Raw genomic sequence first — 25,686 nt, forward strand, 5'->3', positions numbered from 1 at the left:
TAATCTAAAATACCCATGCCAATAGATTCTAATTTCACTTCTGTACTAAGCAAAGATTTTGAAATCAATTTTACCCAATGTTTGCCTTCGGGAAACCTAAAATATACCGAATTGTGTAATTTGCTACAACTCACAGCAGCGACACATTCTGAAATTGGAGGTATCAGTTTTTCTGACATGCAGGAATTTGATCAAGCCTGGGTTTTGAGCAGAATGCGAGTAGAAATTAGCGATTTGCCAAAGTGGAAAGATACCGTAACAGTAAAAACATGGATTAACAGCTTAGAGAATTCACGTTCCGTTCGTGCTCTGGAAATGTATGTTAATGGTAAAAAGATGGTGGGTTGCGAGACTTTTTGGGCGGTTTTCAATACTAAAAAACGTCGTCCAGAATTGTTAACACTTACACATGATCACTTTGAACTATTCCCAGATGTAAAAGCGACCGAAGAGAGTTTTTCGAAAATTGAAATCAATACTGAGAAAGAAGAAGTTTTTAGCAAAACTGTTATTTTATCAGATTTGGATATTGTCAACCACGTTAATAATGTTAAGTATCTGGAATGGTGTATGGATTTAGTAGACGAAAAAATTATTTTGAAGCAAAAAATAAAAAGCTTCGAAATGAATTTCATGAAAGAACTTTCATTACGAGATCAAGTAATGATTCATGAAAATGCTTCCGACGATTCCATTGTTTTTAGTATTACCAAAGAAGATAAAAACTGCTTTGCGTTGCAGTTGAATTTAGGATAATGTTTTTAAGACTAAAAATTTACAAACATTTTAATAAAAAACAATTCCCAAAAGGGGAACTTTTTAATATCTTTGCCTAAAATAGAAAAGCTTGAGAGTCATCGCTAAAAAAATATTGAGAGATTTTTGGGAATCACATGCCGATTGTGAACAACAACTAAAATCTTGGTATTTAGAAGTATCAAAAGCAGAATGGAAAAATCCTAATGAAATAAAGTTAGACTATCCAAGTGTCAGTATTTTGAATAGCAATCGTGTTGTTTTCAATATAAAAGGAAACAAATATCGCTTGATTTTAAAAATAAATTATGATTATCAAATGGTTTGGATACGTTTTATTGGAACGCATTCAGAATATGATAAAATCAATGCTAATGAAATTTAATAATTATGGAAATTAAACCTATAAAAACAGCTATAGATTACGAAAAAGCACTCGAAAGACTTGAAATTATCTTTGATGCAAAAAGTAATACTCCAGATGGTGATGAATTAGAAATTCTTGGAATTCTAATCGATCAATATGAAAAAGAACACTTCCCTATTGCTCTTCCGGATCCAATTGAAGCAATTAAATTTAGAATGGAACAAATGAATTACAATCAAAATGATTTGGCTAAAATAGTGGGATTAAAAAGTCGTGCCAGTGAAATTTTAAATCGTAAAAGAAAATTATCTCTTGAAATGATTAGAAAATTACATGAAGGATTACATATTCCTACAGATGTTTTAATTCAATCCTATTGATTGTTTCTAAAAACAATCCTAATTTTTCCAAATCATAAGCTATAAAAGTCACGCTAAATTTTTTAGTTTGGCTTTTTTTATTTACTTTAAAATCTTAAATACTATAAAACATCGAAAGTCTTTTCAAAAATACAGCTCCCATTCATCTATTGGCTAATGCCAATTCAGATAAAGATTATTTCCCGTTGGATTTATCAGTTAACAATTCAAATTTAGCACAAATCGATATTACAGATGCTTTAGCATTTGAAAATTATATACTAGAACAACAGCAAGTTTTCGATTCCAAAATTGCCTTTGGCGGTTATCTGGAGAAACGAAATTTATATCAAAGAAGTAGCCATTTTAAAAGTGAAGTTACTGAAGAACGCAACATTCACATTGGTATTGATTTATGGACTCAGGCAGGAACTGCGGTAATTTGTCCTTTGGATGGCTGGATTCATAGTTTTAAAAATAATGATGCAATTGGCGATTATGGTCCAACACTAATTTTAAAACATCAATTAGAAAATGAAATTTTCTATACTTTATATGGACATTTGTCGTTAGAAAGTATACAAAATATAAAAATCGGAATGTCTTTTGAAAAAGGACAACAGTTGGCAACTCTTGGAAATCCATCTGAAAATGGTGATTATGCACCCCATTTGCATTTTCAAATTATCAAAAATATTGATGAGTATTGCGGTGATTATCCTGGTGTATGCAGTCTGTCTAATTTGGATTTCTATTTAGAAAATTGTCCCGACCCAAATCTATTATTAAAAATAAAAACATTAAAATGAAAAAACTGATTGTAATCTTAAGTCTAATTACATTAGTAGGATGTAAGTCAAAAAAAGCACATCAAAGAGAACCTAAACCAGATGAAGTTGTAAAATTGGCTGTAGCCCAAATCAACAGCAGTCAGAAAAACAAAGCCTACGAATTAGGTAAACGTGTTTTAATGACCTGTAATACTTCTAAATTCAAACCATTTAGCACTAGTGAAGCAACAGCATCAGTGATTAACAATATTACTATTGAAAAACTTTCTAAAACCTGTTCTAAGTATAGAATGTGGTACGGTACTTTTATAGACCTTCAATTAGCTGAAGTTTACCGAAATAATAATAACCAAACAACGGTATATCGCTTTAAAGCTTTGTATACCAAAAAAGTAGCCAATAAAGAACTTCGTGTTTTTGTAAATTCAGACAATCTGATTTCTGCCATAAAATCATCCGATTGGACAGATACTTTTACATACAATCAATAAAGAGATAATCCTTTAATAGGCTAAATAAGAAGAAACAATCTGAAATTATCATAAAATCAACATTATTGAGTAAAAATAGTATCATTAATTTGAAATATTTTACCAAAAGCAAGGGAAGCCTTATGTACTAAAACAGACCAATCTTCGGCAGCGCTTTCATCAGCACCGTCTGAAATGTATTTGAGACATAAAAACGGAATGTTTTCTTTTTTAGCAATTGTTGCTAATGCATAGGCTTCCATGTCCACAACGTTGTATTGTGTTGTGTTGTGTTCCATTTCAAAGTTATCTCCTGTCCCACATATTCCCATAGGAAATTCTCCAATTGGCATGCCGTAATTTAAAACTAATGGAACATTTGAAAAAGGCGTTTCGTAAAGTGCATAACCTAAACCTCGTACATCCATATCTCGTTGTACAAATTGCGTACAACAAACAACATCACCTTTGCTAAAATAACTGCTTCCTGCTGTTCCGAGATTGACAATTAAACCGGGCTTTTTTTGATGGATTGTTTTGGTCAATTCGTAACTGGCATTTACTTTTCCTATTCCCGTAAACAAGCAGTTGTGGCTATTAAAAATTTCGCCTGCTTCTATTTCTAAAGCAAATACAAAAAGAATATTTTCTATTAAAAACTGATGGTCGTTGTTAATCTTTATCATGTCTATCAATCAATGCTTTTTTAGGTAAAAATTCAAGAAAAGCAAAATTACAAATTATATTGATGGTCTAGAGTTAGTACAACAAAAAAAGCCATCTTTGAATGGAATCAAAAGATGGCTTTTAACATAACTTTTCAAGACTTATTTTGCTGCTTTAGCTTTTAATGCATTTTTCTCTGCAGTCATTTCTAAAGCTCCGTAAACTCCTGAAAGCGTTTTTACAATATCAGTATTCTCAGGATCTAATTCGTACGCTTTTTTCAAGTAAGGCAATGTACTTCTAAACAAATCTTCTCTTTTCTTTTTTAATACATCATAACGTTTCATATCCTTATCTGAAGTTCCTAACTTGTTCATTTCTTCAATAAGACCTTTTTCATCTTGCAATTTTAAAACCGCTAAGTTGATGTAAGCATTAGTATAATCAGGTTTGATTTCTACTGCTCTTTTGTAATATTTCTCAGCTTCTGCATTATTGTTTGCATTAGCCGAAATAACACCTAAATTATAAACTAAACCAGCATCATTAGGATTTTTAGCTAGTACTTCAGTAATTATTTGCTTGTATTTGTCAAAATCTTTAGTTTGTAAATACAAGTTAGCTTCAGTTAACATCAACGAAGAATCATCAGGATTAGTAGTTCTAGCATCAGCAACTGCTTTTTTAGCTTCAGCTATTTTTCCTTGATCTACTAAAATTAAAGCCATGTTTTTGTAAATCTCACCTCTTTTAGATGGTATTTCTTCTGTTCTTGGCTTTTCATGAGTTCCAATTTTTACTGCTTTATCTCTTTCATCCGCCGAAGCAAAACCCGCTTCTTCTCCACTAACCTTACTTACAGCAAGGTATTCTGTAGCTTTTCCAGAATAGTTCATGTTTTTTAATTCATTATACAATTCCATTGCTTTATCATAATTTTTAGCACTTACATACGTTGAAGCTGCATAATAAAGATTGATAGTATCTTTTTTATCTAACAAATAGGCTTCGTGTAACTTTTGAGCTCCTTCTGCATTGTTATTCTCTTTAGTTGCCGCAACTGCACTATTGATTAATAAACCTTTAATTTTAGTAATCGAAGTTGCTGCTTGTGCAGAATACTTTTGTTTTCCAGATGCTTTTTCAGCAGCAATCAATTCTTTGTAAGTATCAGCTGCTAATTTCATATTGGCATCGGTATCGATTTTTTTATCTACCAAATCCAAATACGCATTTCCTTTTAAAAAATAATACTGTGCTTTTTCTTCATCAGAAGCATTAGCCAATACTGGCTCAACCGCTTTTAAAAGTTCTAACACTTCTTTCATATCTCCGCCTCTTACAGCTTTCTCGGCTGCTTTCAATTCTTTTTTCTGAGCAAAAGTTGCAACAGACAGCAATAAAGCTGAAGCTAGCATTACAAATTTACCATTCATAGTATTCATTTTTAATATTTATAATTTATTTTGATCGTAGTTTACTCTTCGTCTTCTTCATTAGCATCATCTTCATCTGCTAATTCTTCTTCGTTTGCATCGTCTTCATCATCATCTTCATCTACTGTTCCATCATCTTCAAGAACTTCTAGATCAGGTTTTACTCTTTCGATTGCAACCGTTTCAATAACGTTACCTTCTTCATCAACGATAACTTCGGCAACATCATCTTTCATTACTTTTGTTACAGCAGCGATAGAATCCTTCCCTTTTAAGTTAATCAATCGAACTCCTTGCGTAGCACGACCCATTACACGTAAATCTTCAATTGCCATTCTAATAGTCAATCCTGATTTATTGATAATCATTAAATCATCAGCATCAGTAACAGCACTAATCGAAATTAAGTTTCCTGTTTTTTCGGTGATATTAAGTGTTTTAACTCCTTTTCCTCCACGATTCGTGATTCGATAAACATCTTCACCATCTTCGTCAACTAATTTGGTACGTTTACCGTATCCGTTTTCAGTTACTACTAAAATTTGTGAATCGTTAATATTATCTTTATCTACAGTAACCATACCAATTACTTCATCCGTATCGTCTTTCAACGTAATTCCACGAACTCCAGAAGCTGTTCTTCCCATTGGACGTGTCTTAGTTTCTTCAAAACGAACCAATTTACCAGACTTAACTGCTAGGATGATTTGGCTTTCTCCATTAGTCAATTCAGCTCCTAATAATTCATCACCTTCTTTAATAGTAATGGCAGCAACACCGTTTACACGAGGTTTAGAATATTTCTCTAAAGAAGTTTTCTTAACCTGACCTTGCTTAGTCACCATTACAAGGTTATGAGTCTTGATATAATCCTGATCTTTTAAATCCTGAGTACAAATAAACGCTTTTACCTTATCATCACTTTCAATATTAATCAAATTCTGAATCGCTCTACCTTTGGCAGTTTTGCTTCCTTCTGGAATTTCATAAACACGCATCCAGAAACATTTTCCTTTTTGGGTAAAGAACATCATATACTGGTGATTTGTTGCCACAAACATGTGCTCTAAGAAATCTTGATCTCTTGTTCCAGCACTTTTTTGCCCCACTCCACCTCTATTCTGCGTTTTGTATTCTGTAAGGTTTGTACGTTTGATATACCCTGCATGCGAAATTGTAATCACTACATTTTCGTCAGCAATTAAATCTTCGATACTTACATCTCCACCTGAATATTCTATTTGAGAACGACGCTCATCACCATATTTCTCGCGAATTTCTTCTAATTCTTCTTTGATTAAAGCCGTTCTCAAGTCAACATCAGCTAATAATGCTTTCAAATGATCGATTAACTTCATCAATTCTTCGTACTCCGCTCTTAACTTATCTTGTTCCAGACCTGTAAGTTGACGCAAACGCATCTCAACAATAGCACGTGCCTGAATATCAGACAATTTGAATCTTTCTATTAATTTCTCACGAGCTTCTTCTGTATTTTTAGAACCTCTAATCAATGCAATTACTTCGTCAATATTATCAGAAGCAATAATTAAACCTTCAAGAATATGCGCTCTTTCTTCTGCTTTACGCAATTCAAATTGTGTTCTTCTAACTACTACATCATGACGGTGCTCAATAAAATAATGAATCATATCTTTTAGATTCAACATTTGTGGGCGACCTTTTACTAATGCAATATTGTTTACACTAAAAGAAGATTGTAATTGAGTAAATTTGTATAAAGTATTCAAAACTACGTTAGGCGTAGCATCACGTTTAAGGATATAAACGATACGCATACCATTTCTATCGGATTCATCTCGAATATTAGCAATTCCATCAATCTTTTTCTCGTTAACTAAATCAGCTGTACGCTTAATCATATCAGCTTTATTCACCTGATATGGGATTTCAGTAACAATAATACATTCTCTTCCGTCTACTTCTTCAAAACCAACTTTGGCACGCATTACAATACGTCCTCTACCCGTTTTAAATGCTTCACGAACACCTTCATAACCATATATTATTCCTCCAGTTGGAAAATCTGGAGCTTTAATATGTGTCATTAATTCGTCTATTTCTATATCATTATTATCAAGGTAGGCTAGTGTACCGTTAATAACTTCTGTAAGGTTATGTGGTGGCATATTAGTAGCCATACCTACTGCAATACCTGTAGCTCCATTAATCAATAAGGTAGGGACTCTTGTAGGCATTACTTTTGGCTCATACAAAGTATCATCAAAGTTCAATTGAAAATCAACTGTTTCTTTTTCGATATCAGCCATTATTTCTTCTGAAATCTTACGCATTCTAGCCTCAGTATAACGCATTGCTGCAGGGCTATCGCCATCTACAGAACCAAAGTTACCTTGACCGTCAACTAATAAATATCGCATACTCCACTCTTGAGCCATACGCACCATAGCATCGTAAACAGAAGTATCTCCGTGTGGATGGTACTTTCCTAAAACTTCCCCGACAATTCTTGCGGATTTTTTATGAGCAGATCTTGAAGTTACTCCTAAATCATACATTCCATAAAGCACTCTTCGATGCACTGGCTTTAAACCATCTCTAACATCTGGAAGCGCTCTTGATACAATTACCGACATTGAATAATCAATGTAAGCTGATTTCATTTCATCTTCTATGTTAATAGGAATTAACTTTTCTCCTTCAGACATAAGTTGTTATATTAAATAATTATATTCATTTCAAAACGTGCCAATATACGGCTTTTTGAAATTTTTAAAAGCTTTTCAATACACTAATTTCAATGATTTATTAACAAATTAACATTGGCTTTTGTTTAATAAATTAAAAATAAAACCAAGCTTTTATGGCTTTTTTTTTGTCTATTAGCTGACATAAGTACTCTAGGTACGGTTTTTGTTTTTCAATAAGTAATTCACTAAATTTACACATACTAGAAATAAATATTATGGATGATAATTTTTCACCAAGAGTAAAAGATGTTATTACCTACAGTAAAGAAGAAGCTTTACGACTGGGTCATGACTTCATTGGGACAGAACACTTGATGCTTGGTATCCTTAGAGATGGTAATGGTAAAGCAATACAAATATTAAACAACTTATCAATAGACCTGGATCATTTACGTAGAAAGGTAGAAATCCTAAGCCCTGCAATCCCGGGAATAGATAGTAATTTAGAAAAGAAAAACCTGCATTTGACGCGTCAGGCGGAGCGTGCTCTTAAAACGACTTTTCTTGAAGCCAAGGTTTTCCAGAGTCCGTCAGTGAGTACGGCCCACCTTTTACTATGCATTTTAAGAAACGAAAACGATCCCACAACCAAGTTATTGAATAAACTAAAAATAGATTATGATATAGCTAAAGAACAATATCTAAATATGACACCAAACGAAGAAGAATTCTTAGAAAATTTACCTAGAGCGACTGACTCTTACAATGACGACTTAGGACAAGATGACAGTTTAAAAGAAGGTAATTTCAATAATCCAGCCAACAAGTCCAACAAGAAATCTAAAACTCCTGTTTTAGACAATTTTGGTAGGGATTTGACCGAAATGGCCGAAGAAGGAAAACTAGACCCTGTTGTAGGACGCGAAAAAGAAATTGAACGTGTTTGTCAGATTCTAAGCCGTCGTAAAAAAAACAATCCATTATTAATTGGAGAACCAGGAGTAGGAAAATCAGCTATTGCCGAAGGTTTAGCATTGCGTATTATCCAAAAGAAAGTCTCTCGAATTCTTTTCAATAAACGTGTTGTTACTCTAGATCTAGCCAGTTTAGTTGCCGGAACTAAATACCGTGGACAGTTTGAAGAGCGTATGAAAGCGGTAATGAACGAATTAGAAAAAAATGACGACATTATCCTTTTCATTGACGAAATCCACACCATCGTGGGTGCAGGTGGAGCTACTGGATCTTTAGACGCATCTAATATGTTCAAACCAGCATTAGCCAGAGGCGAAATACAATGTATTGGTGCCACAACATTAGATGAATACAGACAGTATATTGAAAAAGATGGTGCTTTAGAAAGACGTTTTCAAAAAATCATTGTAGAACCTACTTCGGTAGAAGAAACAATTACCATTTTGAATAATGTTAAAAATAAATACGAAGACCACCACAATGTTACCTATAGTCAAGAAGCTATTGAAGCTTGTGTAAAATTAACCAACCGATATATGTCGGAACGTTTTTTACCAGACAAAGCTATCGATGCATTAGACGAGGCAGGTTCACGTGTTCACATCACCAATATTGAAGTTCCTAAGAAAATATTAGACTTAGAACGTCAATTAGAAGACATTAGAGAATTAAAAAATGCTGTTGTTAAAAAACAGAAATACGAAGAAGCTGCTAAACTTCGCGATGACGAAAAACGCATTGAGAAAGACTTAGCTATTGCTCAGGAACAATGGGAAGAGGATGCTAAAAGCAACCGAATTGAGGTAACCGAAGACAATGTTGCCGACGTAGTTTCTATGATGACTGGAATTCCTGTAAATCGTATTGCACAAACAGAAAGCAATAAATTAGCCAAATTACCACAACTTATTGAAAGTAAAGTGATTGGTCAGAGTGAAGCAGTTATAAAAATTGCTCGTTCTATTCAAAGAAATCGTGCTGGATTGAAAGATCCAAATCGTCCTATTGGTTCATTTATTTTCTTAGGTCAAACTGGTGTTGGAAAAACACAATTAGCTAAAGTTCTAGCTAAAGAATTATTCGATTCTGAAGATGCTTTAGTACGAATTGACATGAGTGAATACATGGAAAAATTTGCTATTTCTCGTTTAATTGGTGCACCTCCAGGATATGTAGGTTACGAAGAAGGTGGACAATTAACTGAAAAAGTACGCAGAAAACCATACGCAGTTGTTCTTTTAGACGAAATAGAAAAAGCACATCCAGATGTTTTCAACATGCTTTTACAAGTATTAGACGACGGATTTTTAACAGATAGTTTAGGTCGAAAAATTGATTTCAAAAATACTATAATCATCATGACTTCTAATGTTGGAGCAAGACAATTAAAAGATTTTGGTCAAGGAGTAGGTTTTGGAACCGCTGCTAAAGTGGCACAAGCCGATGATAATTCGAAAAGTATCATTGAAAATGCTTTGAAGAAAACATTTGCACCTGAATTCTTAAACAGAATTGATGATGTAATTGTATTTAATGCTTTAGAGAAACATGATATTGATTTGATTATCGAAATCGAATTGAAAAAATTATATGCAAGAGTTGCTGATTTAGGATACCAATTGAATCTTTCTGATAAAGCAAAAGCATTTATTGCTGATAAAGGTTTTGATAAACAATTTGGTGCAAGACCATTAAAAAGAGCCATTCAAAAATATGTTGAAGACACTCTTGCTGAGGAAATCATCACTTCAAAAATTACAACCGGAGATGAAATTTTCATGGATATCGAAGACGGTTCTCAGGAATTAAATGTAAAAATTCAAAAAACAGGAGAAGCAACTAATCCATAAAAATTGCTATCCATTTCATACTTAAACCCGTTACGTTTTCATAACATAACGGGTTTATTCTTTTAACAGAATTGGCAGTAATTTAGATAACAAATAACTACATTTGACGTTTTACAAAATACAATCTCAAACCAATAAGAATAATGAATAAAGTAGTTGTAGGTAGCGAAGAATGGTGTTCATTCCCAGAATTAGGAATACCAACAATAAAAGCGAGAGTAGATTCGGGAGCGAAAACTTCCGCTCTTCACGCTATTAATATTGCACCGTTTATCAAAAATGAATCGAATTGGGTAAAATTTGATATCAATCCTATCCAAAACAACTCCAAAACAATTATTCATTGTGAAGCGCCATTGGTAGACAAAAGAATCGTAAAAAGTTCTAGCGGATTTAGAGAACAACGCTACGTTATTCAAACCAATCTAAAAATTGGCGACACTATTTGGCCAATAGAAATGACTTTGACCAACAGAGACACTATGGGTTTCCGTATGCTTTTAGGTCGCGAAGCCATGAGCGGAAGAATTCTTGTAGATCCAGAACAACGCTTCTTATTGGGTCAACCTACAACAGACAGTCTAAAAGAAATCTATAAAAATTCAGAAAAAGCACCTAGCGGATTACGCATTGGTTTATTAGCAAGCAATCCTGAATTGTACAGCAACAAAAGAATCATGGAAGCAGGAGAAATGCGTGGTCACGAAATGCACTTCTTGAACATAAAAGAATGTTACATCAAACTAGATGCTAAAACTCCTGAGATTCATTATCGTGGCGGAAAAATACTAAATCAATTTGACGCCATTATTCCTAGAATTCGACCAAGTATTACCTTTTACGGCTGTGCTTTAACACGACAATTTGAAGCCTTGAAGGTGTTTTGCTTAAATTCGGCTACAGCCATAACACAATCGCGAGATAAATTATATTCGCTACAATTACTTTTGAATAGCGGTATTGATATTCCGACAACTGGTTTTGCTAATTCTCCTTTAGACACAGACGATTTAATAAAAATGGTTGGTGGCTCCCCTTTAATCATAAAATTATTGGAAGGAACTCAGGGAAAAGGAGTCGTTCTAGCCGAAACCAAAAAAGCTGCTGAAAGTGTTATTAATGCTTTCAAAAGTTTAAATGCTAATATTCTTGTTCAGGAATTCATCAAGGAGGCTAACGGTAAAGATTTACGCCTATTTGTAGTGGACGGAAAAGTAGTAGCTACCATTCAGCGGGAAGCCATGCCAGGCGAATTCAGAGCCAATATTCACCTTGGCGGAACAGCCTCAATCATCAAAGCAACTCCAGAAGAGAAAAAAATAGCCATTAAAGCCGCTAAAGCCATGGATTTAAAAGTTGCAGGTGTAGACATTATTCGTTCTTCAAAAGGACCTTTATTGCTCGAAGTGAACTCTTCTCCAGGTCTTGAAGGAATCGAAACAGCAACTAACAAAGATATCGCTGGCGAAATGATTAAGGCTATCGAGAAAAACTTCAAAATGGAAACAATAAAAAATTAAGATTTTAATTGCTTCCATTTTGTAATAAGTAGAAAAACTATATAATGTTGTATTTTGAAACGATATATTGTTAATTAAAACATTGAATTTTAGATGTTTTTACCAATAAAGCCTCTTTACTTTACAACTTTTAAACTTTCGACTTACTTATAATTTCAGTCATAAAAAAAGAGATTTTCTAAATTTAGAAAATCTCTTTTTTTGTTATCATTTATTTCTCTTGATCTACAAGAAAATACTCAAAATATAATAGCAAATGGCTGCTAAAAGTGCAGAAATAGGAATGGTTAAAATCCAAGCCCAAATCAAACTAACGGTCACTCCCCATCGCACTGCCGAGACTCTTTTAGTTAATCCAACACCAATAATAGAACCTGTTATAGTGTGAGTTGTACTTACTGGAATTTTTAAATGTTCGGTAAAATATAAGGTCAAAGCTCCTGCTGTTTCTGCCGCAACACCTTCAAAAGAAGTTACTTTTGTAATTTTAGATCCCATTGTTTTTACAATTTTCCATCCACCGCTCAATGTTCCTGCCGCAATAGCCGAATAACAAGCTAACGGAATCCATTCGGGCATAATCCCTGGAGTATCTCCATCAGGCAAGGCTACTTGCAACCAACTAGGCATTGACTCTAAAGCCACTCCCTCACTATTTACATAAACAATTACCGCTGCTGCAATAATACCCATTACTTTTTGAGAATCATTACCACCATGACCTAAACTAAATGCTGCTGAAGATAGCAATTGCATCTTTTTTAGCATCTTCTCCGATTGATGATGACTCAAACTGCTAAAAACCAAACAAAATGCACTAATTGACAAAACAATAAAACCAACTAAAAGCCATTTTATGTTATGAGGTTCAAAAGCAACACTCCAAAAATGAGATTCAAATCTTGGCTTTTCAATATCATCAATCATCATACTGCTTACAAACCAAATTGTAGCAATCATTAAAACAACTGTAAATATCTTTGGATAAATGCTTTTTCTAGCTGCATTTAATAACCAAATAGATATTAAATAAGAAGCGATTGCTCCTACTAATGGCGCCAAAAATATAAAAGCAATTATAATCATTACACCTGTAGGCAAACCACCTGGTTTCCCTGGATCATACCAGTTTACAATATTATACCAATGTCTTGTAATAGTAACCCCATCTTCAACTACGGTATAATCTGAAAAACCGTGCATGTAAATAGCATGAGCTATAGCAGCTCCAGCAAATCCACCAATTAAAGTATGAGAAGAACTCGACGGAATCCCTAACCACCAGGTTAATAAATTCCAACAAATGGCTGCAATAACACCTGCCAGAATCACGATCAAGTTGATGTCAATTGTGTGCGCTGTTTTTGCAACAGTATCTGCAACTCCAAATCCAAAAACCCAATAGGCTAAGAAATTAAAAAAAGCTGCCCAAACCACTGCTTGAAAAGGAGTTAACACTTTTGTAGCAACTACCGTTGCAATAGCATTAGCAGCATCATGAAAACCATTTATGTAATCAAAAACAAGTGCTAAAACTATAATTATTATAAGTAAAGTCATAGGTTAATTACTTCAAAAGAATAAATTAAATTTAAGAATGTTTAACCGAAATAGATTCTAAAACACTTGCTACACTTTTACATTTGTCGGTAGCCGATTCTAGAATTGATAATACTTCTTTGTATTTAATAATGTTCTTAGCGTCAGTTTCATTTTCGAAAATTTCAAAAACCGCTTTATTATAAACATTATCCGATTTGTTTTCTAACTTAGAAATTTTAGCACAAGCTGCTTTAATTTTATGTGCATTTTTAAAATCTCTCAATTCTTTTACCGCAATTTCAATATTCTGACAGGCTTCAAGATTAATTTCTGTCAATTTTCTAATGGATTTAGTAATTTTATCCACTTGATACAATCGCATAATACTTGAAGCACCGTGCAAACGATCGGCAACATTATCAATAGAAGTAACCAGTGAGTGAATGTCTTCTCTATCAAACGGAGTAATAAAATTTCTACTCAACTCTAAATTAGTCTGACGGGTAATATCTTCTCCTCTTTGTTCTAATTCATCAATTTTATGAAAAAGCACTTCTCTTTCTTTCAGCGGAAGATTTACAGCTTCGTGCAAATTAGAAGCCAACTCAATCAAATTACTAGAAGCTTCTTCAAAAAGTGGAAAGAATTTTTTATCCTTTGGTACTAAAAATTGGAAAATACTATTTATTGACATTTTTTACTTTATTTTTTAGACAGCAAAAATACTTTTTTTTATTTCATGATAAAGTCATTTTAAAAATTAATAATCCACTAATTTGTTTTTTTCATACAATCTGTGCTTTTTTAAATTATAAATTGATCCAAATAGAAAATACTTCGCAAAGCAATTAGTACAAAACCGCTATTTCTCAAAAAATAAAAGCTTTCAGTTGCTGAATCGCTAAAGATAAAAATCACACTAATTAATCTAAAAAAACGAAAGCAAAGCTGTACCTAAAACTTTTTAGGTCCTCACAGTTTTTAAAGTTTCTCATTTTGATAAATCTTTTCTGCTGTTATTTTCACAAAAAACATCTTATTTCTAAAAATTTAAAGAAGAATAGGGATAATTAAAAGCAGTAAAAACATATATTTGCTCTTTTTTTAAAATTATTCACAAAAACCAAATAAAGGTTTTTGCTTTTTATAAAAAACTGTATTTTTGGGAACTCTTATGAAAGACAACAGAACTATATATCAATCTCCGATAGCAACTCAAATTTGGGTTTCAATTTCTGTTACAACTACTACTACCCCTTAGGGGTATTTATCATTACATATAATCCTAAATTTATACATACTTTTTTATTAGAAGAAAGCTGTTGGGTGTATATAAAGTATTGCATTTTTAAAATAAAACAAACAAAATGAAAGTATTAAAATTTGGCGGAACTTCGGTAGCCAATGCAAAAAATATAAAACTAGTTCTAGATATTGTTCTCAACAAAGCTAAAAAAGACAAACTAATTGTAGTTGTTTCTGCCCTTAGCAAAGTGACGGATTTGTTGCAATTAGCCGCTTCAAAAGCTGCTTCTAACGATGAAACCTACAAAGACATTGTTGCTGAAATCGAGAAAAAACACTTAGACGCTTTAAAAGAATTAATTCCTGTAAGCGAGCAAAGCAGTTTATTGAGCCATATTAAAAGAATCATCAACCACCTGGAAACTATTTTAGACGGCTGTTTTCTTTTGGGCGAATTATCGGCTAGAACATCAGATACTATTTTAAGTTTTGGCGAATTGCTTTCCTCTTACATTATTGCAGAATCTTTAAAGCAAAATTTAAAAAACAGCAGTTACAAAGACAGCCGTGAGTTGATTAAAACCAATAACAATTACGGAAAAGCCGCTGTAAATTTTGAAGTAACCAACTTATTAACTACTGCATTTTTTAGTTCGAATGAGTCGCAGGTCGTAGTAATGCCTGGTTTTATTGCTTCTTCTTTAGACGAAATCAATACTACTTTAGGTCGCGGTGGATCAGACTATACTGCAGCTATTATGGCTGGAGCATTAAATGCTAGCGAATTAGAAATTTGGACTGACGTAAACGGAATGTTTACTGCTAACCCAAAAATTGTAAAACAAGCCCAACCTATTGCTGCCATTTCGTATCAAGAGGCAATGGAATTGTCGCATTTTGGTGCCAAAGTTTTATATCCGCCAACCATTCAGCCCGTTTTAAGAAAAAATATTCCAATTCACATTAAAAATACTTTTGAACCAGAGAATGAAGGAACTTTTATTTCTAATGTTTCTACTTCAAATGGAAATCCGGTAAGAGGAATTAGTCATATTCAACATATCAGTTTGATAACACTGGAAGGCCCGGGAATGATTGGAGTTTCTGGTTCTTCTAAAAGACTTTTCGAAGTATTATCGAATGAAAATATTAATGTAATTTTTATTACTCAGGCTTCTTCTGAGCACTCTATTTGTATTGGAATCTTGAATTCGGATGCGGAAGTTGCTGAAAACGCCATCAACAAAGCATTCGAAATCGAAATTGCTCAAAACAAAATCGATCCATGCATTGTGGAGAAAAACCTTTGTATTATTGCATTGGTTGGCGAAAACATGAAAAATCACCAAGGGCTAAGCGGAAGAATGTTTAGCACTTTGGGGAAAAACAACGTAAACATCAGAGCGATTGCTCAGGGTGCTTCGGAGCGAAATATCTCAGCAGTAATTAACGAAAGAGACGTTAAAAAAGCCTTGAACACTTTGCACGAAAACTTCTTTGAGGAAAATACAAAACAATTGAACTTGTTTGTAATGGGTGTGGGTAATGTGGGTGAAAAATTCATCGAGCAAATCCACCAACAAAAGAAATTCTTAAAAGAAAATTTAAAAATCAACGTTCGCGTGATTGCCTTATCTAATTCCAGAAAAATGCACTTTGATGACGATGCAATTGATTTGGATTCATGGCAAGCAGCGCTTGACAATGGTGAAGCGGCTAACAAAGAATTGTTTATCGAAAAAGTAGCTGCGTTAAATTTACGCAACTCTATTTTTGTAGATATTACAGCTAATGCTGATGTTGCTGCTACTTACGAGCACTTCTTGAAACAAAGTGTGGGTGTGGTAACTTGTAACAAAATTGCCTGTGCTTCGGCTTATGACAATTACAAAAACCTGAAAAAATTATCAAGACAATACAATGCGCCATTCTTGTTTGAAACGAATGTGGGTGCGGGATTACCAATTATCGACACGGTTAAAAACCTGATTGCATCTGGTGATAAAGTACACAAAATTCAAGCGGTTTTATCCGGAAGTTTAAACTTTATCTTTAACAATTTCGACAAAGACAATTCGTTCCACGATGTGGTTAAAGAAGCGGGAGTTCAAGGATTTACGGAGCCTGATCCAAAAATTGACTTAAGCGGAATTGACGTTGCTAGAAAAATCCTGATTTTAATTCGCGAAAGCGGTTACCAAATGGAAATTGAAGATATTGAAAACCAGGCTTTTTTACCAAAAGAATGTATGGATACGGCTAATAACGAGGAATTTTTCAAATCATTGATTACCTATAACAGCCATTTCGAAGGTATTTTGGCGGAAGCCATAGCAAAAGACAGTAGATTGAAATTTGTGGCTCAGTTTGAAAATGGAAAGGCAAGCGTAGGTTTGCAATTCATTCCAAAAGACCATCCATTCTACAACCTGGAAGGAAAAGACAATATTGTTTTATTCTTCACGGATCGTTACATAGACCAACCTTTATTGATAAAAGGTGCTGGTGCTGGAGCAGCGGTTACGGCTTCGGGAATTTTTGCCGATGTAATTAGAATAGGAAACGTATAATGTAGTTTAAAGTTTTTAGTTGATGGTTGATAGCTAAAATCAACCGACAACCAACAACTGACAACCAACAACATAAATTTATGAATGAAGTAAAAGTATTTTGCCCTGCAACTATTGCCAACCTTTCCTGTGGATTTGACGTTCTGGGATTGTGTTTAGACAATGTAGGAGACGAAATGATTGTTCGAAAAACGGCTGAAAAAGGCATTCGCATCACCAAAATTGAGGGTGCTAATTTGCCATTGGAAACCGAGAAAAACGTTGCAGGAGTCGCTTTATTAGCCATGCTGGAAGAAGTAGATGCCGATTTTGGTTTCGAAATCGAAATTTACAAACACATCAAAGCCGGAAGCGGTATTGGTAGTTCGGCTGCTAGTTCAGCTGGAGCTGTTTTTGCTGCTAACGAATTATTAGGTAATCCATTTACCCGAAAAGAATTAGTGAAATTTGCGATGCAAGGCGAAAAATTAGCCTCCGGAAACGCACATGCTGACAACGTTGCCCCTGCCCTTTTAGGCGGCTTTACGTTGGTTAGAAGTTCAAATCCTTTGGATATTATCAAAATTGATAGTCCTGACGAATTGTTCGCCACCGTAATTCACCCACAAATTGAATTGAAAACCTCTGATGCCCGTTCGGTATTAAAACAAACCGTTTCTCTAAAAAGCGCGATTACGCAATGGGGAAATGTAGGCGGATTAATCGCTGGATTGTACACTCAGGATTACGATTTAATCGGGCGTTCGTTGCATGACGAAATTGTAGAACCGTTGCGAAGCGTATTGATTCCTGGTTTTGATTTAATCAAACAATCGGCATTAGAAAATGGCGCTTTAGGTTCAGGAATTTCAGGTTCTGGTCCTTCAATATTTGCATTAAGCAGAGGTAAGGAAACCGCAGATAAAATTGCACAGGGCATGAGCGCCGTTTACGATACGATGAATTTACCTTATGAAATTCATGTTTGTAAAGTGAATGATACGGGGATGAGAGTGATTTAAAAATCCTCCCAACCCCTCCGAAGGAGGGGCTTCTTAACGATGCAAAATTATTAAAATTAATATTCCGGTTCTTCCTCCCTCCCCCTTTGGGGAGGGCTGGGGTGGGGATTATAAAAATAGCATAACAATGAAATACTACAGTTTAAACCATAACGCACCAAAAGTTTCTTTTCAGGAAGCCGTAATTCAAGGATTAGCATCCGATAAAGGATTGTATTTTCCGGAAAGCATTACTGCGCTTCCACAATCTTTTTTTGATACTATTGAGAACTTAAGCAATGAAGAAATTGCTTTCGAAGCCATTCAGCAATTTGTAGGTGACGAAATTCCAACTGAAACCCTAAAACAAATCATTTCAGAGACTTTATGCTTTGATTTTCCAGTAGTTCCTGTGGAGAACGGAATCTATTCTCTGGAATTATTCCACGGTCCTACAATGGCGTTTAAGGATGTTGGAGCGCGTTTTATGTCGCGTTGTCTGGGTTATTTTAACAAAGACAAAAAAGACAATACTAATACTGTTTTAGTGGCCACTTCTGGAGATACAGGAGGCGCTGTTGCCAGCGGTTTTCTGGCTGTTCAGGGTGTTGAAGTCGTTATTCTTTATCCTTCCGGAAAAGTAAGCGACATTCAGGAAAGACAGTTGACTACATTGGGACAAAACATCAAAGCACTGGAGGTGGATGGTGTTTTTGACGATTGCCAGGATATGGTTAAAAAAGCGTTTTTAGACGAAAGCTTGAAACACAAAAACCTAACTTCGGCTAACTCAATTAATATTGCACGATGGTTGCCACAAATGTTTTATTTCTTCTTTGCTTACAAAGCCTTGAAATTTCACAACAAACCTTTAGTTTTTTCTTGCCCAAGTGGGAATTTCGGAAATATTTGCGCTGGTATTATTGCTAAGAAAATGGGATTAAATATCGAACATTTTGTAGCTTCAACTAACGTAAATGATACCGTTCCAAGATTTTTAACTAACGGAATTTACGATCCAAAACCATCTATAGCAACCATTTCAAATGCAATGGACGTAGGAAATCCAAGTAACTTTATCCGTATTCAGGAAATGTACGGAAACGATTTAGCACAGTTTAAAAAAGATTTCTCTTCTTATACGTATAATGACGAAGAAACTTTAGAAGCGCTAAAAAACATCTATAAAACCGATGGTTACATTGCCGAACCACATGGAGCGGTAGGGTACTTAGGTTTGAAAAAAGAATTGGAAAATTACCCGAATGCTATTGGTGTTTTCTTAGAAACGGCACATCCTATCAAGTTTTTAGACGTAGTAGAACCGGCTTTAGGAATCAAATTACCAATTCCAACTCAAATTGAAAGTGTACTCAACAAAGATAAAGTAAGTACTAAAATCAAAACGTATGACGAAATGAAAGCCTTTTTAGGATAAACTTTCAAAAATCAATACAAACGGCTATGGAGCAATCTTTAGCCGTTTTTTTGTGGTTTGTTTTGCCTCGAATATTTTAAAATTGAAATTGATTTTTGCAATAGTCATTGCTATTGAATTGCCCACGGATTCAACGGATAAAACAGATTTTAACGGATTTTTTTTAACCCAAATCAATTGGAACGGGCTTTAGCCCGTTTACAAATTAAAGTTTCAAAAGGCTTTAGCCAAATCTTAATTTAGATTTTGGCTAAAGCCTAATTAATTCACAAAACCTAATCATCTGGCTAAAGCCAGACGCTATTGATAAAACGTTAATCTAGCTCGAAATCTTTAGATGAATAATAAAACCATCCAATAATTTGTAAGATTTATTTATATATTAGCGGAAAAAATAATACGCATAAGTTCTAACCTAAACATGCGCATAACATGCCAATTAAGGGTAAAACTATTCCAATTTATGCGAGTATAAACTAGTTAGCAGCAAGGCGACCGCACAAGAATAATTAACAACAAAATTGCAATACAAAATTATAAAATGAATATAGTATATTTTATTGGAAATGGATTTGATATTAATCTAGGAATGAAAACTCGATACTCTGATTTTTATAAACAATACAATACACAAAACTCAAAATCTGAGTTAATTAAAGAATTAAAAAATGAAATTGCCGAAGGAATTATTAATTGGTCGGATCTCGAACTAGCATTTGGTAAACACACAGTAAAATTAAAAAACATAGAGGAATTTGATGAAGTTTACGAGGATATTGTTGACAATCTTGCTGACTATTTAATTAGTGAAGAAGAAAAATTTGATTTTAAAAAGGTAAATGTTGATAGTTTTTTAAAACAACTTAGTACTCCAGAAAAATTTTTAACCGCAGAAGACATCCAAGAACTTCAAGAATATAAAAATCAATGGAAAAATAATACTTGGAACATCAATATTATCACATTAAATTACACAACGACAATAGAAAAAATTTTAGGTGATAAACAAGCCAATTTTCAAATTGGAGTACATCATCAACACCAAATTATTTTTAAGAATATTTATCATATTCATGGATATACTGACAAACGAACAGTTTTAGGTGTGAATGATATATCGCAAATTGACAAAGTTGATTTCCATGAAAATGAGGAAATATTAGAAGCTTTAATAAAAACTAAGTGTAATCGTGTTCAAAGACATAAGGTAGATAAAATATGCGAAAAAAACATAAATGAAGCTCATTTAATTTGCATATTTGGCTCATCAATCGGCGATACAGACAATTATTGGTGGCAATTAATTGGAGAGCAATTGAGAAAAAACATTAAAATAATAATTTTCAGTAAAGGAGAAGATGTAAAAGAAAGATTTGCTCAGAAAGCAGTTCGAACAAAACGCTCGATAACAAATTTATTTTTAAACAAGACGAATTTACCTCAAGAAGAAAAAAATCAATTTAAAGATAATATATATGTTGGCGTAAATACAAAAATGTTTAATATTAAATCTTGATAAGCCCAGCTGATAATCGAGTAGACAGCTCCGCCCCCAACGGAACGGAGTGCGCCTCTCACACCACCGAGCCCTTCGGCTTCGCTTAGGATAAACCAAGCGGGTCACGTACTCGGCGGTTCGCAAAGTGATGGGTTAAGTTCGATGTAAACATCTGTCAAGGATTGATAGCCTTTTTGTCTTAGGCGTTTCAAAGTAATGGTGGTGCTTAAAAAAAATTAAACCTCTAACTGACAAATTCCTATACAATAACATTCAAAGGATAACTTTTGGCTTGTTAGAAATATAAAAAATCCCATTTGCTTTTTTTCATGCAAATGGGATTTCTTTATTTATAAAAACGAGTACTATTTATCTACTCCACTCGTCTATACTTGCCTTATTCATTTCAACATATTCTTTATTGCCTGCTGCTTCTGAAGCAGAAATAGACCATTTAGCCGTTTCGATTGCTCCCTTTTTATCCCCTTCTTTTGCTTGAATTAACGATTTTAATCTCAAGTAATAAAACGGAACGTCCTTAGACATTTCAACAGCTTTATCGATATAAGCTCTTCCTTTTGTAATATCACTATTAGATTGGTAATAATACTGAGCTGCTGTATAATATTCTTCTGGTGTTGGTCCAGCCAATGCTTTTTCGATGCTAGCAATTGCCAATTTTTTGGTAGGTACTTCAAATTTTAAAGACACATAAGAGTTCTCCCAAGAAATATCTAAAGTCGCTGAACTAGCGTCTAAATTATTAATTCCAATTGTGAAAGTTTCAACAGCCTTAGTTAAAGCTTCTTCTTTTACCAATGTTTTCAAAGCAACTTTAGATTCATCAAAGTCTTTTGGTATTCCCCAATTATCGGTTGCTGTGTAAAATAATACTTCCCAATTTTGAATGTTCGGAATGGTATATATGGCATATTTTCCTTTTTTCAAAGTCTTTCCACTAATCACAACATCATCACTAAAAGAGATAATTGAATTATAGTTAGCACCAGTCCTCCATAGTTGTCCAAAAGGAACTAAATTACCTAAAACCGATCGACCTTTAGCAGAAGGACGTGAATATACAATTTCAATATCAGTCAAACCCACTACTTGTTTTACAACAGCTTTTGGACTTGTTTCAGGAATCCGCACCTGAGCTTCAACAGCAAAATGAGAAACAATCAGGAATACTACAATATATAATCTTTTCATAATTCGGTATTTTTTAAATTCAAATTTACAATTTCTATGCAACTACAGCTGTTAATTATTGCATAATTTAGAATCCAAATCCTTAACACTAGCATAATTTAATTCATCAAAATGATTAACTACGCTATCTGCTAAAGACAAATCCTGATTTTTAGAATGCACGCTGTTGTAACCGATACACAAAATCCCTGCCGCTTTTGCTGCAATAATTCCATTTGTACTATCTTCGATAACAATACAATGCTCTTTTGGCGCTCGAGACAAACTTGCAGCATGTTCAAAAATAGCGGGATGCGGTTTTGATTTCGGGAAATCTTCGCCACTAACTTTATGCGTAAAATAGTGGTGCAACTCAAATCGGTTAAAAACACGATCAATCGTTACTTTCGATGCCGAAGAAGCCAAAATTAACTGTACTCCGTTTTTGTGCAAATCCACTATTAAATTTCGAACGCCTTCCAGTAATTCCAAATCTTTTTTGGTATCAAAAGCATCATTAAAAATACTGCGTTTTCTTTGAATCAAATCTTCCACTTCATTTTCCAACTGGAAAATATCTTTTAGTTTCTGAAAAATATTTCGAGTCGAATTTCCTGTAAAAGAAGTGTACAATTCCTCACTCACTTCTATATTTAATTCTTCAAATTGCTTGTAATACGCATAACGGTGTACTGGTTCTGTATCCACAATTACACCATCCATATCAAAAATTACTGTTTGTATCATTTTGTTTTTTTTTTAGTTGCTAAGTTTCTAAGAAACTAAGATTCTAAGCTTTTTTTACTTCCTAATTTTTTACTCTCAACTTCCTACTTCTCACTTTTAAGAATATAACGAATCACTGTTTCGGCAATGTATAAACCAAATAAACCTGGCATATAGCTATTGGTTCCGTAAAAAGATTTCTTAAAGTTAGATCCATCAGTCATTTTCAAACTATTGCCATCCTGAATTTCAGAGGAAAAAACGACTTTTAATTTATTGATGTTCAGCTTTTTTAATCGTTTTCTAATGGTTTTAGAAAAATAACAATTGATGGTTTTTCCAATATCAGCCACTTTTACCTTAGAAGCTTCCATCTTTCCTCCTGCTCCCATACTGGAAATAATTTTGACTCTTTGACGTTTGGCTCCCATAATCAAATTAATTTTAGGAGTAATACTGTCAATACAATCTAAAACGTAATCAAATTCAGGATCTACAATTTCGAAAGCACGCTCTGGAGAAAGAAATTCCTGTACACGAGTTAATTGCAATTCCGGATTAATATCCATCAATCGATCGCCTACAATTGTAATTTTAGGTTGACCTACGGTGGAATGCAAAGCAGGCAATTGTCTGTTAATATTGGTAATATCCACCACATCGCCATCCACAATAGTCATTTTTCCCACTCCTGCTCTTGCTAAAAATTCAGCTGCAAACGAACCTACACCGCCTAATCCTACAACAAGTATGTTTGCATTTTGTAATTTTTCTAATCCTTCTTTTCTAAATAATAACTCAGCTCGTTCGGTCCATTCAGCCATAATTAATGTGTATTCGTTTATTTTGGTAATTTATTTATTTGTAAAAACGGTATTGAAATTATTCGAAATAATTTGCTGCAATTCCGTCACAGTTATTTTTTTATATTTTGCTGCCAAGGCATATACTTCGTGAATTCCTTCTTCAATCATATCCGTTTCTAAGAAAAAAAAATCGTTAGGAGTATTGGTAAAAACAGTTTCCAATTCTGGATTCTTCAGTAAGTTTTTACCAAACGAAAGATAAAATCCATTATCTAAAAGTTGTTTTGCCAATTGTTCTTTTTTTGAAAAACCATGAATTAGAATTGGAGTCGTGATATTTAATTTATTCTTTAATTCCACTAATTCCTGAAAAGCATGTACGCAATGGATTACTACTGGTTTTTGATGTTTTTCGGCTAACAACAGTTGTTTTTCCAAAACATCCAACTGAATTTCAAAAGCAGTTTCGCTGCGTTTGTCTAAGCCACATTCGCCAATAGCCAAACATTCAGGCAATGCTGCTTTTTGTTCTAAAATTTCAAAATCACTTTCTAATCTATCCAGATTGATAAATAGCGGGTGAATTCCTATGGAATAATTGGGTAAAGTAGCATCAAATTCTTGTGGATATTGATTGACTAATTCTACTATATCTTCCTGAGAGGTATAAACGTGGGTATGTAAATTAAAGTACTGCATTAATCATGAAATTTCTTTACACCCGCACGAATAGCTACTTTTATATCGTTTTCCAAAGGTACTTTCGGGCAAGAATAACGATAATTATAAGCACAATACGGATTGTATGAAATATTAAAATCGATAACGATAATATTTCCTTTAGGAATTTTTAAATCAATGTATTTCCCACCTATATAACTTTCTTTTCCTGATGTTTCATCAAAAAAAGGTAAAAACAAATCGTCCTTGTATTCTGGATTTCTAGCCGAAACCACATCCTGATAAAGATTTAGTTTGCATTTTTTACCATTAATTTCAAAATGAGCTTCTCCATATTTTACAAAAATAGGCGTTCTGTCTGTCGAAGTTTTCATTTGGAATGGTTTCTCTTTTGGAGTTCTCACAAAACGAGCGTTAACAAAATACTTTTCGCTTATAGGATAAAAATCTAAGCCTTTAAACCCAGCTAAATCCTGAGCTTCCAGCGGACTAGTTTTCGGGTCAGCATATTCTTTATTTAGTTCTTGCTGGTATTTTTTGGCTGCAGCCAAATCAAATTTCCCCTGACAAAAGCCAAAACTACACTGAACTAAAAAAACAAATAAAAGAATAGACCTCATCTTCAAAATTTTAAGCAAAAATAGTTTAAAACTTAGAAAGGCACAAAGTCTTAAGCAGATAATATTTATCAGTAAAACCGTTTAAAAACTAAAATATTAGTTAAATAACTATAAAAATAGTTTCAAAACTAGAAATATAGTTGTAATATTGATTTAAAATTAAACAACCATGGAAAAATTAACCAATAAAGAAGAAGAGATCATGCAAATTTTATGGAAGCTCGAAAAAGCTTTTGTAAAAGAAGTCATGGCCGAAATCAAAGACGAAAAGCCGCATTACAACACGCTTTCTACCATTATTAGAAATCTGGAAGAAAAAGGATATGTTTCCTATAATGCCTTTGGAAAAACACATCAATATTTCCCAATTGTAAAAATGGAAGACTATCGAAAAAAATTCATGAATACCGCCATTGACACCTATTTTAATAGTTCTTATAAAAATATGGTTTCCTTTTTTGCCAAGGAAGAAAAAATATCTGCCGAAGAACTACGAGAAATTTTAGCCATGATTGAAAAAAAGTAAT

General features: G+C 33.7%; 22 protein-coding genes. 12 read left to right on the top strand and 10 right to left on the bottom strand.

The window, feature by feature from the left end; genetic code table 11:
* Window positions 1–15 precede the first annotated feature (15 nt).
* The 5 genes from AAGV28_RS05095 (at window position 16) to AAGV28_RS05115 (ending at window position 2,764) form a co-directional block, all read left to right on the top strand.
* On the top strand, window positions 16–756 hold the full coding sequence (locus AAGV28_RS05095) for an acyl-[acyl-carrier-protein] thioesterase (RefSeq protein ID WP_373405746.1): 741 nt from the start codon (window positions 16–18) through the stop codon (window positions 754–756).
* Between the two features lie 91 nt (window positions 757–847).
* Window positions 848–1,141 carry a type II toxin-antitoxin system HigB family toxin gene (locus tag AAGV28_RS05100; protein ID WP_373405747.1) on the top strand — a complete coding sequence of 98 codons (294 nt, stop codon included), beginning with the start codon at window positions 848–850 and terminating at the stop codon, window positions 1,139–1,141.
* Window positions 1,142–1,146: 5 nt separating this feature from the next.
* Window positions 1,147–1,503 (top strand): helix-turn-helix domain-containing protein, encoded by a 357-nt coding sequence (locus AAGV28_RS05105; RefSeq protein WP_373405748.1) that lies wholly within the window; start codon window positions 1,147–1,149, stop codon window positions 1,501–1,503.
* A gap of 185 nt (window positions 1,504–1,688) precedes the next feature.
* Window positions 1,689–2,291, top strand: coding sequence for a peptidoglycan DD-metalloendopeptidase family protein (locus tag AAGV28_RS05110; protein WP_373405749.1), 603 nt, complete (start codon window positions 1,689–1,691; stop codon window positions 2,289–2,291).
* Window positions 2,288–2,764, top strand: coding sequence for a hypothetical protein (locus tag AAGV28_RS05115; RefSeq protein ID WP_373405750.1), 477 nt, complete (start codon window positions 2,288–2,290; stop codon window positions 2,762–2,764). The genes AAGV28_RS05110 and AAGV28_RS05115 overlap by 4 nt, the downstream gene beginning before the upstream one ends.
* Window positions 2,765–2,826: 62 nt before the next feature.
* Here the strand turns inward: AAGV28_RS05115 and AAGV28_RS05120 are convergent, their stop codons facing one another.
* The 3 genes from AAGV28_RS05120 to gyrA all read right to left on the bottom strand — a co-directional run bounded on the left by AAGV28_RS05120 (window position 2,827) and on the right by gyrA (window position 7,535).
* A complete protein-coding gene (locus AAGV28_RS05120) occupies window positions 2,827–3,429 on the bottom strand; it encodes a 5'-methylthioadenosine/S-adenosylhomocysteine nucleosidase family protein (protein ID WP_373405816.1) in 603 nt (200 codons plus the stop codon).
* 141 nt (window positions 3,430–3,570) lie between these two features.
* Window positions 3,571–4,854, bottom strand: coding sequence for a tetratricopeptide repeat protein (locus tag AAGV28_RS05125; protein WP_373405751.1), 1,284 nt, complete (start codon window positions 4,852–4,854; stop codon window positions 3,571–3,573).
* Between the two features lie 32 nt (window positions 4,855–4,886).
* Window positions 4,887–7,535, bottom strand: coding sequence for a DNA gyrase subunit A (gyrA, locus tag AAGV28_RS05130; protein WP_373405752.1), 2,649 nt, complete (start codon window positions 7,533–7,535; stop codon window positions 4,887–4,889).
* 257 nt (window positions 7,536–7,792) lie between these two features.
* Between gyrA and AAGV28_RS05135 the strand changes: the two genes are divergently transcribed.
* Both AAGV28_RS05135 and rimK read left to right on the top strand, forming a co-directional pair.
* Window positions 7,793–10,342, top strand: a complete 2,550-nt coding sequence (locus tag AAGV28_RS05135; protein ID WP_373405753.1) for an ATP-dependent Clp protease ATP-binding subunit — start codon at window positions 7,793–7,795, stop codon at window positions 10,340–10,342.
* Between the two features lie 143 nt (window positions 10,343–10,485).
* Window positions 10,486–11,862, top strand: a complete 1,377-nt coding sequence (rimK, locus tag AAGV28_RS05140) for a 30S ribosomal protein S6--L-glutamate ligase (RefSeq protein WP_373405754.1) — start codon at window positions 10,486–10,488, stop codon at window positions 11,860–11,862.
* A gap of 225 nt (window positions 11,863–12,087) precedes the next feature.
* Here the strand turns inward: rimK and AAGV28_RS05145 are convergent, their stop codons facing one another.
* Window positions 12,088–13,422, bottom strand: coding sequence for an inorganic phosphate transporter (locus AAGV28_RS05145; RefSeq protein WP_373405755.1), 1,335 nt, complete (start codon window positions 13,420–13,422; stop codon window positions 12,088–12,090).
* 31 nt (window positions 13,423–13,453) lie between these two features.
* A complete protein-coding gene (locus AAGV28_RS05150) occupies window positions 13,454–14,098 on the bottom strand; it encodes a DUF47 domain-containing protein (protein WP_373405756.1) in 645 nt (214 codons plus the stop codon).
* A gap of 673 nt (window positions 14,099–14,771) precedes the next feature.
* Between AAGV28_RS05150 and thrA the strand changes: the two genes are divergently transcribed.
* From thrA to AAGV28_RS05170, 4 genes are all read left to right on the top strand, one after another.
* Window positions 14,772–17,219: a bifunctional aspartate kinase/homoserine dehydrogenase I gene (gene thrA / locus AAGV28_RS05155; RefSeq protein WP_373405757.1), complete on the top strand. Its 2,448-nt coding sequence runs from the start codon at window positions 14,772–14,774 to the stop codon at window positions 17,217–17,219.
* Between the two features lie 80 nt (window positions 17,220–17,299).
* On the top strand, window positions 17,300–18,220 hold the full coding sequence (locus AAGV28_RS05160; RefSeq protein ID WP_373405758.1) for a homoserine kinase: 921 nt from the start codon (window positions 17,300–17,302) through the stop codon (window positions 18,218–18,220).
* Between the two features lie 127 nt (window positions 18,221–18,347).
* Window positions 18,348–19,637 (top strand): threonine synthase, encoded by a 1,290-nt coding sequence (gene thrC / locus AAGV28_RS05165; protein ID WP_373405759.1) that lies wholly within the window; start codon window positions 18,348–18,350, stop codon window positions 19,635–19,637.
* A 541-nt stretch (window positions 19,638–20,178) separates the two neighbouring features.
* Window positions 20,179–21,153: an AbiH family protein gene (locus AAGV28_RS05170; protein WP_373405760.1), complete on the top strand. Its 975-nt coding sequence runs from the start codon at window positions 20,179–20,181 to the stop codon at window positions 21,151–21,153.
* A gap of 351 nt (window positions 21,154–21,504) precedes the next feature.
* On the opposite strand, the gene AAGV28_RS05175 is transcribed toward AAGV28_RS05170, so the two are convergent.
* The 5 genes from AAGV28_RS05175 to AAGV28_RS05195 all read right to left on the bottom strand — a co-directional run bounded on the left by AAGV28_RS05175 (window position 21,505) and on the right by AAGV28_RS05195 (window position 25,159).
* Window positions 21,505–22,347: a DUF2911 domain-containing protein gene (locus tag AAGV28_RS05175; RefSeq protein WP_373405761.1), complete on the bottom strand. Its 843-nt coding sequence runs from the start codon at window positions 22,345–22,347 to the stop codon at window positions 21,505–21,507.
* Between the two features lie 51 nt (window positions 22,348–22,398).
* Window positions 22,399–23,073 carry an HAD family hydrolase gene (locus AAGV28_RS05180; RefSeq protein ID WP_373405762.1) on the bottom strand — a complete coding sequence of 225 codons (675 nt, stop codon included), beginning with the start codon at window positions 23,071–23,073 and terminating at the stop codon, window positions 22,399–22,401.
* An 83-nt stretch (window positions 23,074–23,156) separates the two neighbouring features.
* Window positions 23,157–23,876: a tRNA threonylcarbamoyladenosine dehydratase gene (locus AAGV28_RS05185; RefSeq protein ID WP_373405763.1), complete on the bottom strand. Its 720-nt coding sequence runs from the start codon at window positions 23,874–23,876 to the stop codon at window positions 23,157–23,159.
* Window positions 23,877–23,906: 30 nt separating this feature from the next.
* Window positions 23,907–24,557, bottom strand: a complete 651-nt coding sequence (locus AAGV28_RS05190; RefSeq protein WP_373405764.1) for a TatD family hydrolase — start codon at window positions 24,555–24,557, stop codon at window positions 23,907–23,909.
* The gene (locus tag AAGV28_RS05195; RefSeq protein ID WP_373405765.1) at window positions 24,557–25,159 is read right to left on the bottom strand and encodes a DUF1684 domain-containing protein; all 603 of its coding nucleotides are present in this window, start codon (window positions 25,157–25,159) and stop codon (window positions 24,557–24,559) included. The genes AAGV28_RS05190 and AAGV28_RS05195 overlap by 1 nt, the downstream gene beginning before the upstream one ends.
* Window positions 25,160–25,328: 169 nt before the next feature.
* On the opposite strand from AAGV28_RS05195, the gene AAGV28_RS05200 reads away from it, so the two are divergent.
* Window positions 25,329–25,685, top strand: a complete 357-nt coding sequence (locus tag AAGV28_RS05200) for a BlaI/MecI/CopY family transcriptional regulator (protein ID WP_161641608.1) — start codon at window positions 25,329–25,331, stop codon at window positions 25,683–25,685.
* Window position 25,686 lies beyond the last annotated feature (1 nt).

It is taken from the genome of Flavobacterium zubiriense (genome assembly GCF_041729725.1).
Taxonomy (GTDB): Bacteria; Bacteroidota; Bacteroidia; order Flavobacteriales; family Flavobacteriaceae; genus Flavobacterium; species Flavobacterium zubiriense.